This is a genomic window from Streptomyces sp. NPDC050549, from assembly GCF_040655035.1.
GTDB lineage: Bacteria > Actinomycetota > Actinomycetes > Streptomycetales > Streptomycetaceae > Streptomyces.
In genome coordinates, this window is sequence record NZ_JBFAJD010000005.1 from 64,167 (window position 1) to 78,527 (window position 14,361).

Here is a 14,361-nt window from a genome sequence, read left to right on the forward strand (position 1 = left end):
TCGCTGCGCCGGTGGAAATCGGTTAGCGACGGCGCAGCGGCAGCGGGGCACCCATCACCGCGTACGGCTTCGGGGCGCTGGGGAACAGGACCTGGCGGGCGAGGTCCTCGTAGCCCAGGGAGCGGTAGAGGCCGCGGGCCGGGCTGTCGGTGTCGATCGCGGAGAGGATCGAGCGGGGTTCGGCGGCGGCGTCCGTGATGGTGGTGATCAGGGAACGGCCGAGGCCGCGGTTCTGGAAGTGCGGGTGGACGTGCAGCTCGGTGATCACGAAGGAGTCGTCGAGCCAGGCGTCGTGACCGCCGGTACGGAGGTACGGCTCCACGACCGTGGACCACCAGTGGGTGCGGTTGTTGGGCATGCCGTAGACGAACCCGACCAGTCGGCCCTGGGAGGTGGCGCCGAAGGCGTTGGCGCCGGGGTAGGTCATGTGGCGCAGGACGATCTGTCTGCGTACGGCTACCTCGTCCGCGCCCAGGCCGAATGCGACGGCTTGTACGGCGAGGGCTTCGTCGACATGGGCCGAGAGGTTCAGGGGGGCGATCACGACGTCTTCGGGGTGGCGGTGGCCGTGACCGGGAAATCGCATGTGGGGAGAGTACAGGGGGTGGCGGTTGTCGGTCGGGTGCGGGTGCGTGGGGGCCGGTCGCGCCCACGCGGCGGAGCCGCAAATCGATGCAGCTCCGCGCCCCTGAAAACCTCTAGAACAGGACGCTCATGAAGGCGCCGATCTCCTGGAAGCCGACCCTCAGGTACGCCCTTCTCGCCGGGGTGTTGAAGTCGTTCACGTAGAGGCTGACCACGGGGGCCACGTCCGCGAGCGCGTAGCGCAGTACCGCGGCCATCGCGGGGGCCGCCACGCCCATCCCCCGGTACTCGGGGGCCACCCAGACGCCCTGGATCTGGCAGGCCTGCGGGGTCGCCGCGCCGATCTCGGCCTTGAAGACGACCTTGCCGTACTCGTCGAGGCGGGCGAACGAGCGGCCGGAGCCCACGAGTTCGGCCACTCGGGCCTGGTAGAGGAGACCGCCGTCGCCTGCCAGTGGCGAGACGCCCACCTCCTCGGTGAACATCGCCACGCACGCAGGCATGATCGTCTCCATCTCGTCCTTGCGGATGCGACGGACGTAGGGGTCGGGAGCGATGTCGGTGGGCATGCGGTCGGCGACCATCAGGGGCTGGTGGGCGCGGACCTCCCGGGCCGGGCCCCAGCTCGGTTCGAGGAGGCGCCAGAGTTGAGCCGTGGCCTCGGCGGGGCCGACGATCGAGGAGCAGCGGCGGCCGGCCCTGCGGGCCCGGTCGGCGAACGCGCGGACCGCCCGGGGAGTGGCGCAGATCGGGACCAGGTTGGCGCCCGCGTAGCAGAGGGACGTCAGCATGCCGTCCTCGTACCAGCCCCACATCTCGCCGCCGAGCCGCCACGGATCGAGGCCGGCGACCTGAACCCGCGAGGTCACGAATGCGTTCGTGACCGGCTCGCGGTCGAGTACGGCGAGCGCGGCTTCCAGGTCGCTCGGTTCGAGCACCCGAGAGGTGGTCTGGGTCAACACGTACGGGACCTCACCCTGAGGGTCTGCTGATCTCCGCACTGTACCTGCGGAAGCTGAGCGGTGCCGCCCTGTGTTGGGGCTCGCTTCTCAGCGGGGGTGGGGAAAGTGGGCGTCCGGGGGCTGCCGCCCCCGGGCCCCCGCTTCGGCCTGGACGGCCTCGCCCTCGAACGCCGGACGGGCCGCCAGTGCCAAGGCGCGCCACGAGGCGGACCTGTTCAGCCCGCGACCGCGACCGTCGGCTCCCCCGAAGCCACCCCGTCCGCCTCCATCTGCTCGGCGATCTTCATGGCCTCCTCGATGAGGGTCTCGACGATCTTCGACTCGGGGACGGTCTTGATGACCTCGCCCTTCACGAAGATCTGGCCCTTGCCGTTGCCGGAGGCGACGCCGAGGTCGGCCTCGCGGGCCTCGCCCGGGCCGTTCACCACGCAGCCCATGACGGCCACACGCAGCGGGACCTCCATGCCCTCCAGACCCGCCGTGACCTCCTCGGCCAGCTTGTAGACGTCGACCTGGGCACGACCGCAGGACGGGCAGGAGACGATCTCCAGGCGGCGGGGCTTGAGGTTCAGGGACTCCAGGATCTGGAGGCCGACCTTGATCTCCTCCACCGGCGGGGCGGAGAGCGAGACGCGGATCGTGTCGCCGATGCCCTGCGAGAGCAGCGCGCCGAAGGCGACGGCCGACTTGATCGTGCCCTGGAAGGCGGGACCGGCCTCGGTGACGCCGAGGTGGAGCGGGTAGTCGCACTGGGCGGCGAGCTGGCGGTACGCCTCGACCATGACGACCGGGTCGTTGTGCTTCACCGAGATCTTGATGTCCTGGAAGCCGTGCTCCTCGAAGAGGGACGCTTCCCAGAGGGCGGACTCGGCCAGCGCCTCGGGGGTCGCCTTGCCGTACTTCTTCAGCAGTCGGCTGTCCAGCGAGCCCGCGTTCACGCCGATGCGGATCGGGGTGCCGTGGTCCTTCGCGGCCCGCGCGATCTCCTTGACCTTGTCGTCGAACTGCTTGATGTTGCCGGGGTTCACGCGGACCGCCGCGCAGCCGGCCTCGATCGCGGCGAACACGTACTTCGGCTGGAAGTGGATGTCCGCGATCACCGGGATCTGCGACTTGCGGGCGATGATGGAGAGCGCGTCGGCGTCGTCCTGCGTGGGGCAGGCCACGCGGACGATCTGGCAGCCGGACGCGGTCAGTTCGGCGATCTGCTGGAGGGTGGCGCCGATGTCCGACGTACGGGTGGTCGTCATGGACTGCACGGACACCGGCGCGTCGCCGCCGACCGCCACGGATCCGACCTGGATCTGCCGGCTCTTGCGACGCTCGGCGAGCCGGGTCGGAACGGACGGAATGCCGAGAGAAATCGCAGTCATCTGCTGTGCAACCCCAAGTCGTGGATCAAGGCCCCGGTCCCGGAACAACGGGCTCCAGGCTTCGAGATTACGTCAAGCGTGCGGGCCCGAGCACATCCCGGCCGTAAACCCACCCAATGGAGGGCGGCCCCACATCAAGGATGTGAGGCCGCCACAAACTACGGATGACTAGGAGATTTTCACCGGGTTAACCACGTCCGCCACGAGGACGAGCAGGGTGAAGCAGACGAAGATCCCCGCCACCACATAGGCGACCGGCATCAGCTTCGCCACGTCGAACGGGCCCGGGTCCGGGCGCTTGAGCACCTTCGCCAGGTTCCGGCGCAGCGCCTCCCACAGGGCGCCGGCGACATGCCCGCCGTCGAGCGGGAGCAGCGGGAGCATGTTGAAGAGGAACAGGGAGAGGTTGAAGCCGGCGACCAGCATCAGGGCCATGGCCAGCTGCTGGGTGGGCGGGATGTCGAGGGTGAAGATCTCGCCGCCGACGCGGGCCGCGCCGACCACGCCCATCGGGGAGTCGGCCTGGCGGGGAGCGCCGTCGAAGGCCGCGTTCCACAGGGCCGGGATCTTGCCGGGGAGGGCGGCGATGGAGTCGACGGCCTCGCCGAGTCGGTCCGTCATCCAGGTGACCGAGTCACCGAAGTCCTGGCGGACGATGCCGGTGGCCGCACTGAAGCCGAGGAAGCCGGCGGTGACGTACTGGCCCTGGACGATCTGGCCGCTGGAGTCCTTCTTGGCGACCTGGTTGCTCGCGATCTTCGCGTGCAGGGTGACGTCCTGGCCCTTGCGCTCGACGACGATCGGGACCGTCCTGCCGGGGGCGGCGCGGATCAGGTCGGAGAGTTTGTTCCAGTCCGTCGTCTTCACGCCGTCGAAGCTGAGGATCTTGTCGCCGGCCTTGAGGCCCGCGGCGGCGGCCGGGGAGGCCGGGTCGGTCTTCTTGCAGGTGTCGCGGTTCTGGCTCTGTGCGATGACGCACTGGGAGACCGAGCTGACCGTGTTGGTCTGCTGCGAGATGCCGAAGCCCATCAGGACGGTGAGGAAGAGCGCCACCGCCAGGATCAGGTTCATGAACGGGCCCGCGAACATCACGATGACCCGTTTCCAGGGTTTGCGCGTGTAGAACAGGCGGGTCTCGTCGCCGGGCTGGAGTTCCTCGAAGGCCGCCGAGCGGGCGTCCTCGATCATGCTGCGCCAGGGCGAGGTGGAGCGGGCGGTGATCCGGCCGTCGTCGCCGGGCGGGAACATGCCGATCATGCGGATGTAGCCGCCGAACGGGATGGCCTTGAACCCGTACTCGGTGTCGCCCTTCTTCCGGGACCAGATGGTCGGGCCGAAGCCGACCATGTACTGGGGCACCCGGATGCCGAAGAGCTTCGCGGTGGAGAGATGTCCCAGCTCGTGCCAGGCGATCGAGACCAGCAGGCCGATCGCGAAGACGACTATGCCGAGGATCATCATCAGGGCTGTCATGCACGCGCCTCCGCGTTCGCCGTGGTCGTCTGCGCTGTCAGTTCGCGGGCCCGGGCGCGTGCCCAGGTCTCCGCTTCGAGGACGTCCGGCACGGTGAGCGAGGTTCCCGTGGCCGGTGTCCCGTGTTCCTCGACCACCCGTGTCACCGTCTCCATGATGCCGCTGAACGGCAGCGCGCCCGCGCGGAACGCCTCCACGCACTCCTCGTTCGCCGCATTGAACACCGCCGGGGCCGTGCCCGCGAGCTGTCCCACGTGCCTGGCGAGGCCGACGGAGGGGAAGGCCTCGGTGTCGAGCGGGAAGAACTCCCACGTCGAGGCCTTGCTCCAGTCGAACGCGGGTGCCGCGTCCGGGACCCGCTCGGGCCAGCCGAGCCCGATGGCGATCGGCCCGCGCATGTCGGGGGGCGTCGCCTGGGCGATCGTCGATCCGTCCGTGAATTCCACCATCGAGTGGACATACGACTGCGGGTGCACGACCACCTCAATGCGATCGAAGGGAATGTCGTACAACAGGTGCGCCTCGATCACTTCGAGTCCCTTGTTCACCAGGGTCGCGGAGTTGATCGTGATCACCGGGCCCATCGCCCAGGTGGGATGCGCGAGTGCGTCCTCGACGGTCACGTTCGCAAGTTCCGCCTTCGTACGGCCGCGGAAGGGGCCGCCGGAGGCGGTGACGACGAGCTTGCGGACGTCGGCGCGGGTGCCGGCCGCGAGGGCCTGGAAGAGGGCCGCGTGCTCGGAGTCCACCGGGATGATCTGGCCCGGCTTGGCGAGCGCCTTGACCAGCGGGCCGCCGACGATGAGCGACTCCTTGTTGGCGAGCGCGAGGGCGCGGCCCGCCTCCAGGGCGGCGAGGGTGGGCGCGAGTCCGATGGACCCGGTGATGCCGTTCAGCACGGTGTGGCAGTCGGAGGCGGCGACCTGGGTGGCCGCGTCGGGACCGGCCAGGATCTCGGGGAGCGGCTCCCCCGCGCCGTACTGGGCCGCGAGGGCCTCGCGCAGTGCCGGTACGACGTCCTCGCGGGCGACCGCGACGGTCCGCACCCTGAGCTGGTACGCCTGCTCGGCGAGAAGCCCGACCCGGCCGCCGTTGGCGGAGAGTGCGGTGACCCGGAAGCGGTCCGGGTTGCGCAGCACGAGGTCGATGGCCTGGGTGCCGATGGATCCCGTGGACCCCAGGATCACCAGGGCCTTGGGACCGTCGCCCACGACGGGGTCGTAGACGAGATGTGGGTCGGCGAGGGGTGCTGGACTGTCGCTCATCCCTCCATTGTTGCCGCAACGGGTGGCCGGGGGGACAGCGGTTCCCTCGGGCGGGTGGCTTATCGGCTCTCGTCGGTCATTGAAGGGGAATCCCCCTTTGTGAATACGGCGTGAAGGTCATGTGATAACACTTCAGTCCTGCGCCGGTGGACGACCGGCGAATGGACGACATCCTGGGGGGATTCTCCATGCGGATACGCGCTGCCCTGCCCGCGCTCGCGGGCGCCGCGATACTCACCGGCACCCTGCTGAGCACCCCGGCCGAGGCCGCCGGCGGGGTCACGATCTACCACGTCTGGTTCGACAGCCCGGGCTCGGACAACCGGTCCAACACGAGCCTGAACGGCGAGTGGGTGCAGATCAAGAACACCAGCCGGTCGGCGATCTCGCTCAAGGGGTGGGTCCTCAAGGACGCCTCGAACCACAGATACGTCTTCAAGAACATCAAGATCGGCGCCGGCAAGTACATCAAAGTGCACACCGGCAAGGGCTCGGACACCGCGTCGAACACGTACCAGAACCGCGGTGCCTATGTCTGGAACAACACCAGCGACACGGCGACGCTGACCAGGGCGACCGGCAGCAAGGTGGACACCTGCTCCTGGACGACGCGGGATCCGAGCGACAAGTACTGCTGATCCGGGGTCAGTCGATGGGGCGGTGCACGTTCTCCGCCTTGGACGGGCCCGGGGTCGTGTCGGCGATCCAGGGCCCGTCGCCCGACGGGTCGACGATGCCCTCCTCCAGCCACGTGTAGGCGCCGCCCATGACTCCCTTGACCACCTTGCGGTCGACGTCGTCGGTGTTGGTCCACAGCCGGCCGAAGAGTTCCTCGACCCGGATGCGGGACTGCTGGCAGAAGGCGTCGGCGAGTTGGTAGGCCTCGCGGCCGTGATCGCCCTGGGTGCGCAGGAGTTCGGCCCGTACGCAGACCGCGCTCATCGCGAAGAGTTCCGCGCCGATGTCGACGATCCGGCCCAGGAAGCCCTGCTTGGTCTCCATCCGGCCCTGCCAGCGGGACATGGCGTAGAAGGTGGAGCGGGCCAGTTTGCGGGCGCCTCGCTCGACGTAGCGCAGATGCCGGGAGAGGTCGATGCCGTGGCGGAACTCGCCATAGGTGCCCGGGAGTTGGCCGCTGCCCGCGACCAGCTTCGGGAGCCACTTGGCGTAGAAGACGCCCGCGTTGGCGCCCGCTTTCGCCTTGTCCGAAAGGGACTTGTCCGGGTCGATGAGGTCGCCGGCGACCGTGAGGTGGGCGTCGACGGCCTCGCGGGCGATGAGGAGGTGCATGATCTCGGTCGAGCCCTCGAAGATGCGGTTGATGCGCAGGTCGCGCAGGACCTGTTCGGCGGGGACCGCCTTCTCGCCGCGGGCCGCGAGGGACTCCGCCGTCTCGAAGCCGCGGCCACCGCGGATCTGGACCAGCTCGTCGGCCATCAGCCAGCCCATCTCGGAGGCGAAGAGCTTGGCGAGCGCGCCCTCGATGCGGATGTCGTTGCGGTCCTCGTCGGCCATCTGGCTGGACAGGTCGAGTACGGCCTCCAGGGCGAAGGTCGTCGCCGCGATGAAGGAGATCTTCTTGCCGACGGCCTCGTGCTCGGCGATCGGCCTGCCCCACTGCTCACGGGCCGCCGACCACTCGCGGGCGATCTTCAGGCACCACTTGCCGGCCGCGACGCAGGAAGCGGGCAGGGAGAGGCGGCCGGTGTTGAGGGTGGTGAGGGCGATCTTCAGGCCCGCACCCTCGGGGCCGATACGGTTCGCGGCCGGAACCCGGACCTGGTGGAAGCGGGTGACGCCGTTCTCGATGCCGCGCAGCCCCATGAAGGCGTTGCGGTTCTCGACGGTGATGCCGGGCGAGTCGGCCTCCACGACGAACGCCGTGATCCCGCCCTTGCCGCCCTCGGTCTTCGGCACCCGGGCCATCACGACCAGCAGATCGGCGACCACGCCGTTGGTGGTCCACAGCTTCACCCCGTCGAGGACGTACGCGTCCCCGTCCCGCACAGCGCTGGTCGCCAGGCGCGCCGGGTCGGAGCCGACGTCCGGTTCGGTGAGCAGGAAGGCGCTGATGTCGGTGCGGGCGCAGCGGGGCAGGAACTCGGCCTTCTGCTCGTCGGTGCCGAAGAGTTTCAGCGGCTGCGGTACGCCGATCGACTGATGCGCGGAGAGCAGCACGCCGACCGCCGGGCAGACCGAGCCCACCAGCGCCAGCGCCTTGTTGTAGTACACCTGGGTGAGGCCGAGGCCGCCGTACTTGGGGTCGATCTTCATGCCGAGGGCACCGAGCTCCTTGAGGCCGGCAATGACCTCGTCGGGGATACGGGCTTCGCGCTCGATGCGGGCGGCGTCGATCCGCGTCTCGCAGAAGACGCGCAGCTCGGCGAGGAACTCCTCGCCGCGCCGTACGTCCTCGTCGGGCGGGAGCGGGTGGGGGTGGATGAGGTCGAGCCGGAAGCGGCCGAGGAACAGTTCCTTGGCGAAGCTGGGCTTGCGCCAGTCCTGTTCCCGGGCGGCCTCCGCCACCTGCCGGGCTTCTCGCTCGGTGACGGTGGGTTTGCTGGGTGGAGCGGACATGAGGCTCACCTCGCCGCGAATCGGACCCTCGGCGCTCTGTGGTTACCGATGGGTGCTACCCGTTCGTATCTACCCGATCCGCCGCGAAGCAGCCACCCTTCGTGCGTCCGTTCAGCCGATGTCGACGGAGTACGCCTTTGTGTCAAGGCGCCCCGAGCCCTTGAAGACCTCGGTTCCGGACTCGATGCCGGAGAGGTACTTGTCGTTGCTCAGCAGCTTGCGGCGGACCAGGGCCTGGGTGAAGTCGTCGATGTTGAGGGTGGCCTTGGTGGTGTTGGCCTGCCGGACGAAGGAGTACACGTTCCAGCCGATGTTGCCCTGGTAGATGTCCCACATCGCGCCGTCGAGGCTGACGCTGCCGTATTTGGTGCCGAGCGGGCCCGCGCCGCCCTGCCGGTTGAGCCAGATCATGATCTCGTCGGTGGGCCGGTCGGCCCAGTCGGCGGTGTTCTTGGAGTGCAGCCACAGGTCGTAGGCGACATCGAGCGTGCCGGGGTTGGAGCTGAGCGCGAAGTCCCAGGTCGTCTTCACCGGCTTGCGGTCGCCGACCCGGATCGGCAGTCCGGTCGTCGCCCTGTCGACCTTCCAGCCCCAGTGCCAGCCGAGGACGGTACTGGCGTAGGACTTCACGTCCGCGTCGGTGCCCTTGCTGTTGTTGGCCCAACTGAAGGACGTACCCCACGAAATGGTCGACCCCGACTGGGAGTTGTCCCAGACGCACTGGCTGCCGGTGGCCTTGTCCTGGCCCCAGAGGTTGTTGTTCACGTAGTACTTGCCGAGCGTGACGGTGTCGAAGGCCCCGCACTTCCTGCTCGACTCGCCCGCCCGGGCGACGGTGACGCCGGCGAGCGCCGTGAGCGCCACCGAGGCGGCGGCCAGCACCTTCGCCTTCTTCGAGAAGCGGGGTCTGCGGTGTTGCATCGGGGGTCCTTCCGGGGGACGGTTCGTCTACGGCCCATCAGCGGCCGTTGCGACCTCTCAGTGGCCACCGACCCGCCCGGAGGTTGCCCTTCCCGCGCGGGGAATCTCACCGGACCGACCGTATCGAGAAAGCGTCGAAGCGCTTCGACAACCTATGGACACCCACACCGCCTGAAGCTAATGTCGAACCACCCTCACCCGCCCTTGTCAGCAACGCGCACTGTCGAAGCGCTTCACAAAGCTTGGAGAGCTGGATGGTCACCCTCGCCGAGGTCGCCCAGCACGCCGGAGTCTCGGCGAGCACGGTGAGCTATGTCCTCAGCGGCAAGCGGTCCATCTCCGGAGCCACCCGGCAGCGGGTCGAGCAGAGCATCCGCGAGCTGGGCTACCACCCGAACGCGGGCGCCCGCGCCCTGGCCAGCAGCCGGTCGAACATCATCGCGCTCATGGTGCCGTTGCGCACCGACATGTACGTACCGGTGATGATGGAGATCGCCATCGCCGTGGCGACCACCGCCCGACTGCACGGCTACGACGTGCTGCTGCTCACCGGCGAGGAGGGTCCCGACGCGGTACGCCGGGTCACCGGCAGCGGGCTCGCCGACGCGATGATCCTGATGGACGTCGAACTCGCCGACGAGCGGCTGCCGTTGCTGCGCGGCACCGACCAGCCGTCCGTGCTCATCGGCCTCCCCGCCGACACCACCGGACTGACCTGCGTCGACCTCGACTTCGGCGCGACGGGCGCACTGTGCGTCGAGCACCTCGCGAAGCTCGGCCACCACGACATCGCTGTCATCGGCGAGGCGCCCGCGGTCTACGAGCGGCACACCGGTTTCGCCGAGCGCACCCTCGACGGACTCCGGTCCCGCGCACGGGAGTTGGACCTCCGGGTACTGCACCGGCCGTGCGAGGGCGGGTACGACGCGATGGCGGTCACGCTGGCCCGGATCTTCGACGAGCGCCCCGGCACCACGGGCTTCGTCGTACAGAACGAGTCGGCGGTCGAGCCGCTGCTCGCGCTGCTGCGCCAGCAGGGCCGGGCCGTGCCGGAGGACGTGTCGGTGGTCGCGGTCTGCCCCGACCAGGTCGCCACCCAGGCCTCGGTGCGGCTGACGTCCGTCGCCATCCCCGCGCAGGAGATGGGGCGTTACGCCGTGGAGCACCTGGTGGCCAAGCTGGACGGCCGAGGCAGTGACGAAGTCGTGCTGATCGCACCGGAGTTGACGGTGCGGGCGAGTACGGGGCCGGCGCCCGCCGGGTCCTGAGCCTTTCCGATCCGCTGATCCTCCGACCCCAGAGCTCCACCCCTGTGCCGCCGCCAGGGCACTCCCATGTCTGCACTCCTCACAGGAGCCCTCTCGTGAATCAGCCTGCCGGAAACCAGCCCAAGGTCAGCCTCGCTCAGTCCTCCCCCACCCTCGGCACCTTCCGTGAGCGGGACGGCGCGCTGGAGTGGAGTGGGCGCCAGGAGACCGTACGGATCGAGCCCTGGGGTCCCGACGCGGTCCGGGTGCGGGCCCGGCTCGGCGGTCCGCTGCTCGACGGACTGCCGGGCGCGCTCCTGGACGAGGCGCCGCCCACCGAGGCGAGCGTCAAGATCGAGGAGGGCCAAGGGACCCTGACCGTGGGCGCGTTGACCGTCCAGGTGGATGCCGAGGGCCTGATCCGCTTCCTGCGCACCGAGGACTCCGCCGAGCTCCTCGCGGAGGCCCGCGCCCACTTCTGGTGGCCCGGCTCGCGGCTCTACACGGCGGTCGGCAACGGCCATCACCGCCTGGAACAACGCTTCGCCGCCTACGAGAACGAGAAGCTGTACGGCCTCGGGCAGCACCAGCACGGGAAGCTGGACCAGAAGGGGCTGGTCCTCGACCTGGTCCAGCGCAACGCCGAGGTCGGCATCCCGGTGCTCGTCTCCAGCCGCGGCTACACCCTGCTGTGGAACAACCCGGCGATCGGCCGGGTGGAGCTGGCCGGCAACGGCACGCGCTGGGTGGCCGATTCGGCCCGGCAGATCGACTACTGGATCACGGCGGGCGACCCGGCCGACGGCCAGCGCCGCTACAGCGCGGTGACGGGCCGTACGCCGATGCTGCCGAAGTGGGCGGCGGGCTTCTGGCAGTGCAAGCTGCGCTACCGCACCCAGGCCGAACTCCTCGCCGTGGCACGGGAGTACAAGCGACGCGAACTGCCCCTCTCGGCGATCGTCTGCGACTTCTTCCACTGGACGCACCTGGGCGACTGGAAGTTCGACCCGGCGGAGTGGCCCGACCCGGCGGCGATGGTGCGTGAACTGGCCGACATGGGCGTCAAGTTGGTGGTGAGCGTCTGGCCCTCCGTCTCCCCGCTCAGCGAGAACCACTCGGTGCTGGAGCAGCGCGGGTTTCTGATCGGCACCCAGTACGGGCCGATGGCCCACGCCGACTGGCCGGACAAGGGGGTCGCGTCGACCGTCCAGGTCGCCTTCTACGACGCGACCAACCCCGGGGCCCGCGAGTTCCTGTGGTCGAAGATCCGCGACAACTACCTTGTGCCGTACGGCATCACGGCCTTCTGGCTGGACGCCTGCGAGCCCGAACTGAAGCCGGGCTTCCAGGAGAACCTGCGCTACTGGGCGGGCCCGGGCCTGGAGGTCGGCAACCTCTATCCGGCCGAGAACTCCCGTACGTTCCATGAGGGGTTGCAGGCCTCCGGCTCGGCCGACGACGAGATCATCACCCTCAACCGCTCGGCGTGGGCGGGCAGTCAGCGCTACGGCGCCGCGCTGTGGTCGGGTGACATCGGCACCGACTTCCCGACCCTGCGCCGCCAGATAGCCGCCGGTCTCAACACCGCGCTGTCCGGCATTCCTTGGTGGAACACGGACATCGGCGGCTTCCACGGCGGCGACCCGGACGACCTGGAGTACCAGGAGGTCATGGTCCGCTGGTTCCAGTTCGGCGCGCTGTCCCCGCTGATGCGCCTGCACGGCTTCCGCGACCCGGGCATGCCGCTCGGCCCCGACATGACGGGCGGCCCCAACGAGGTCTGGTCGTACGGCGATCGGGCCCTCCCCATCCTGGAGAAGTACCTGCGGCTGCGCGAGCGCCTGAGGCCCTACGTCCTCGACGTGATGCGGGCAGCGCACGAGGAGGGGCTGCCGGTGATGCGGCCGTTGTTCCTGGAGTTCCCCGGGGACCCGGCGGCCTGGTCGGTCGACGACGCGTATCTCTTCGGCCCCGACCTGCTGGTGGCGCCGGTGCTGACGGCGGGCGCCACGGCCCGTACGGCCTATCTCCCGGCGGGCGCCTGGTGGACGGACGCGTGGACGGGCGAGGCGTACGAGGGCGGCACGGCCGTCACGGTCGACGCCCCGCTGGACCGGATTCCGCTGTTCCTGCGGGACGGGGCGACGCTGCCGGTGGCGGAGTAGCCGAACTCCCCTATGGGATAAGGCGGTTGGGCCGTGACGCTTCCGTTGTGCGGAAGTGTGGGCTCCGCCACAGCCTGGCTCCTCCGGTACTGATGGACTCACCCGATGCCCTTCCGCCAGCTCGCCACCGCGGCGGGCCTCGCCGCGCTCGCCCTCTACCTCTGGGGCCTGCTCCACCTCATGGGCGCGATCCTGAGCGCCGAGGACGGCGGCACCGACTCGTCACCCCTGGTGCCGTGCCGCCCGGCGAACTGGTGGTACGACGAGAGAGCCCTCAGCGTCACCGACTACTCCGTGGACTTCGTCCCCCTCCGCTTCGTATGCGAGACGAAGGGCGGCGGCAACTTCGTCGCCGATGTCGTCCCCGGTTACGTCAACCCCGGAGTCGAGGTCCTCGCGCTGGTCGCCGTCGGTTGCCGGGGGGCCGCGCTCTTCCAGCGGGAGCGGCCCGACGGGCGTCTGACCTGATGGGAGTTACCTGCCGGTAAATCTCTCAACTCACAGGTATCGCATGGTGGTTGGACAGGGTAGATCGTCCCTCTCCCCACCCCCTGCGAAAGGAACACGCTGCCGTGTTCTCCGGTCCTCCGGCCCGCACCGTGGCCAATCTGCTGCTCCGGCCGGGCTTCCGCTCCCGCCGTACGCCCGACGTCGTCTTCGACCGGCTGCTCGCCGACGCCGGGCAGGCGGACGGTGATCAGCAATTCGCCGACGAATTCCGGTTCCTGCTGCGATGTTGGGCGGGTGCCGAGAACCTCACCCCGGTCGGCTGGCTGTCGGCACGCGGGCACGTCGGCCGGCATCTCACCAATCGGGCGCGCATCCGGCGCCTGCTCGCCGAGCACCCGGAGATCGCCGAAGAACCCGTCGACAGACCGGTGTTCGTGGTGGGCCTGCCGCGCACCGCCACCACGCTCACCCACGGTGTGCTGTCCCTGTCGGACGAGCACCGATGTCCACTGCTCTGGGAGTTGCTCACCCCCGGGCTCGAACTCGGCGCCGAGCAGCGGGAGAAGGCGATCACGTCCGCGCGCCGGCTGGTCGGCGGCATCGATCTGTTCACCCCGCGTTTCCGCGACATCCACGGCCTGCGCCCCGAGGGCCCGGAGGAATGCACGTTCGCGCTCCCGCACACCGTGATGCCCCTGTCCCAGGCCCGTATCCCGGAGTACCTGGCCTGGCACGACGCCCGGGACTTCGTCCCCGACTACCGTCACCTCAAACAGGTCTACCAGGTCCTCCAGTACGGCCGCCCGCGCCGCCGCTGGGTGCTGAAGTCCCCTCTGCACCTGGAGAATCTGGAGGCTCTGCACGCCGTCTTCCCCGACGCCACGATCGTGTGGACGCATCGCGATCCGGCCACCGTCGTGGCCTCGTTCTGCAGTCTGGTCGAGCACGGCATGACCGTCAGCACCAGTCCACTCGACCTCCACGCGATCGGCGCCACCTGGCTGGAACTGCTGAGCCGCTCCGCGTCCCGCGGCCTCGCGGCCCGTGCCGCGGTCCCCCGTGACGCCCTGGTGGACGTGCCCTACTCCTGGCTCGGCACCGACCCGGCCGCGGGCGCCCCCAAGCTGTACTCGGCCGTCGGCGCCCGCTGGACCGACGCCGACGCGGCCCGTCTCCCCCGGGTCGCCGCCCGCCCCAAGGGCACCCGCCCCCACCAGTACGACCTGGCCCGCTACGGCCTCACGCGCGCCGACGTCGAGTCGGCCTTCGCGGACTACAACGCCCTGCGCGCCGAGGTCGATCCGGCATGACCGAACGGGCCGGCCCCGCGGAAGGCGAGGAAC

12 protein-coding genes are annotated in these 14,361 nt (G+C 69.6%); 5 read left to right on the forward strand and 7 right to left on the reverse strand.

The genetic code is table 11. The annotated features are described in order from the left end of the window. Positions 1-22 precede the first annotated feature (22 nt). From AB0I51_RS09985 to dxr, 5 genes are all read right to left on the reverse strand, one after another. Positions 23-586, reverse strand: coding sequence for a GNAT family N-acetyltransferase (locus AB0I51_RS09985; protein ID WP_362973238.1), 564 nt, complete (start codon positions 584-586; stop codon positions 23-25). 112 nt (positions 587-698) lie between these two features. Then, the gene (locus AB0I51_RS09990) at positions 699-1,547 is read right to left on the reverse strand and encodes a GNAT family N-acetyltransferase (RefSeq protein WP_362973240.1); all 849 of its coding nucleotides are present in this window, start codon (positions 1,545-1,547) and stop codon (positions 699-701) included. A 215-nt stretch (positions 1,548-1,762) separates the two neighbouring features. Then, positions 1,763-2,920 carry a flavodoxin-dependent (E)-4-hydroxy-3-methylbut-2-enyl-diphosphate synthase gene (gene ispG, locus AB0I51_RS09995; protein ID WP_362973242.1) on the reverse strand — a complete coding sequence of 386 codons (1,158 nt, stop codon included), beginning with the start codon at positions 2,918-2,920 and terminating at the stop codon, positions 1,763-1,765. Between the two features lie 168 nt (positions 2,921-3,088). After that, on the reverse strand, positions 3,089-4,381 hold the full coding sequence (locus AB0I51_RS10000) for a site-2 protease family protein (RefSeq protein WP_362973651.1): 1,293 nt from the start codon (positions 4,379-4,381) through the stop codon (positions 3,089-3,091). Between the two features lie 8 nt (positions 4,382-4,389). Beyond that, positions 4,390-5,658 (reverse strand): 1-deoxy-D-xylulose-5-phosphate reductoisomerase, encoded by a 1,269-nt coding sequence (gene dxr, locus AB0I51_RS10005; RefSeq protein ID WP_362973244.1) that lies wholly within the window; start codon positions 5,656-5,658, stop codon positions 4,390-4,392. Between the two features lie 188 nt (positions 5,659-5,846). Here dxr and AB0I51_RS10010 point away from each other — a divergent pair, with 188 nt between their 5' ends. Next, the gene (locus AB0I51_RS10010) at positions 5,847-6,296 is read left to right on the forward strand and encodes a lamin tail domain-containing protein (protein ID WP_362973246.1); all 450 of its coding nucleotides are present in this window, start codon (positions 5,847-5,849) and stop codon (positions 6,294-6,296) included. A gap of 7 nt (positions 6,297-6,303) precedes the next feature. On the opposite strand, the gene AB0I51_RS10015 is transcribed toward AB0I51_RS10010, so the two are convergent. Beyond that, positions 6,304-8,235, reverse strand: coding sequence for an acyl-CoA dehydrogenase family protein (locus AB0I51_RS10015; RefSeq protein ID WP_362973248.1), 1,932 nt, complete (start codon positions 8,233-8,235; stop codon positions 6,304-6,306). Between the two features lie 111 nt (positions 8,236-8,346). Continuing rightward, positions 8,347-9,156 (reverse strand): endo-1,4-beta-glucanase, encoded by an 810-nt coding sequence (locus AB0I51_RS10020; RefSeq protein WP_362973250.1) that lies wholly within the window; start codon positions 9,154-9,156, stop codon positions 8,347-8,349. A 254-nt stretch (positions 9,157-9,410) separates the two neighbouring features. Here AB0I51_RS10020 and AB0I51_RS10025 point away from each other — a divergent pair, with 254 nt between their 5' ends. The 4 genes from AB0I51_RS10025 (at position 9,411) to AB0I51_RS10040 (ending at position 14,328) form a co-directional block, all read left to right on the forward strand. Continuing rightward, positions 9,411-10,424: a LacI family DNA-binding transcriptional regulator gene (locus AB0I51_RS10025; RefSeq protein ID WP_362973252.1), complete on the forward strand. Its 1,014-nt coding sequence runs from the start codon at positions 9,411-9,413 to the stop codon at positions 10,422-10,424. Positions 10,425-10,519: 95 nt separating this feature from the next. Next, positions 10,520-12,568 carry a TIM-barrel domain-containing protein gene (locus AB0I51_RS10030; RefSeq protein ID WP_362973254.1) on the forward strand — a complete coding sequence of 683 codons (2,049 nt, stop codon included), beginning with the start codon at positions 10,520-10,522 and terminating at the stop codon, positions 12,566-12,568. Between the two features lie 105 nt (positions 12,569-12,673). Next, complete coding sequence (locus tag AB0I51_RS10035) at positions 12,674-13,036, forward strand: hypothetical protein (protein WP_362973256.1); 363 nt, start codon at positions 12,674-12,676, stop codon at positions 13,034-13,036. A gap of 104 nt (positions 13,037-13,140) precedes the next feature. Then, positions 13,141-14,328: a sulfotransferase gene (locus tag AB0I51_RS10040; RefSeq protein WP_362973258.1), complete on the forward strand. Its 1,188-nt coding sequence runs from the start codon at positions 13,141-13,143 to the stop codon at positions 14,326-14,328. Positions 14,329-14,361: the final 33 nt, after the last annotated feature.

Bases quoted from the DNA above. Each gene is read 5' to 3' on its own strand.
- AB0I51_RS09985 (WP_362973238.1), bottom strand. From the start codon at position 586: ATGCGATTTCCCGGTCACGGCCACCGCCACCCCGAAGACGTCGTGATC.
- ispG (WP_362973242.1), bottom strand. From the start codon at position 2,920: ATGACTGCGATTTCTCTCGGCATTCCGTCCGTTCCGACCCGGCTCGCC.
- AB0I51_RS10000 (WP_362973651.1), bottom strand. From the start codon at position 4,381: ATGATGATCCTCGGCATAGTCGTCTTCGCGATCGGCCTGCTGGTCTCG.
- dxr (WP_362973244.1), bottom strand. From the start codon at position 5,658: ATGAGCGACAGTCCAGCACCCCTCGCCGACCCACATCTCGTCTACGAC.
- AB0I51_RS10010 (WP_362973246.1), top strand. From the start codon at position 5,847: ATGCGGATACGCGCTGCCCTGCCCGCGCTCGCGGGCGCCGCGATACTC.
- AB0I51_RS10015 (WP_362973248.1), bottom strand. From the start codon at position 8,235: ATGTCCGCTCCACCCAGCAAACCCACCGTCACCGAGCGAGAAGCCCGG.
- AB0I51_RS10020 (WP_362973250.1), bottom strand. From the start codon at position 9,156: ATGCAACACCGCAGACCCCGCTTCTCGAAGAAGGCGAAGGTGCTGGCC.
- AB0I51_RS10025 (WP_362973252.1), top strand. From the start codon at position 9,411: ATGGTCACCCTCGCCGAGGTCGCCCAGCACGCCGGAGTCTCGGCGAGC.
- AB0I51_RS10035 (WP_362973256.1), top strand. From the start codon at position 12,674: ATGCCCTTCCGCCAGCTCGCCACCGCGGCGGGCCTCGCCGCGCTCGCC.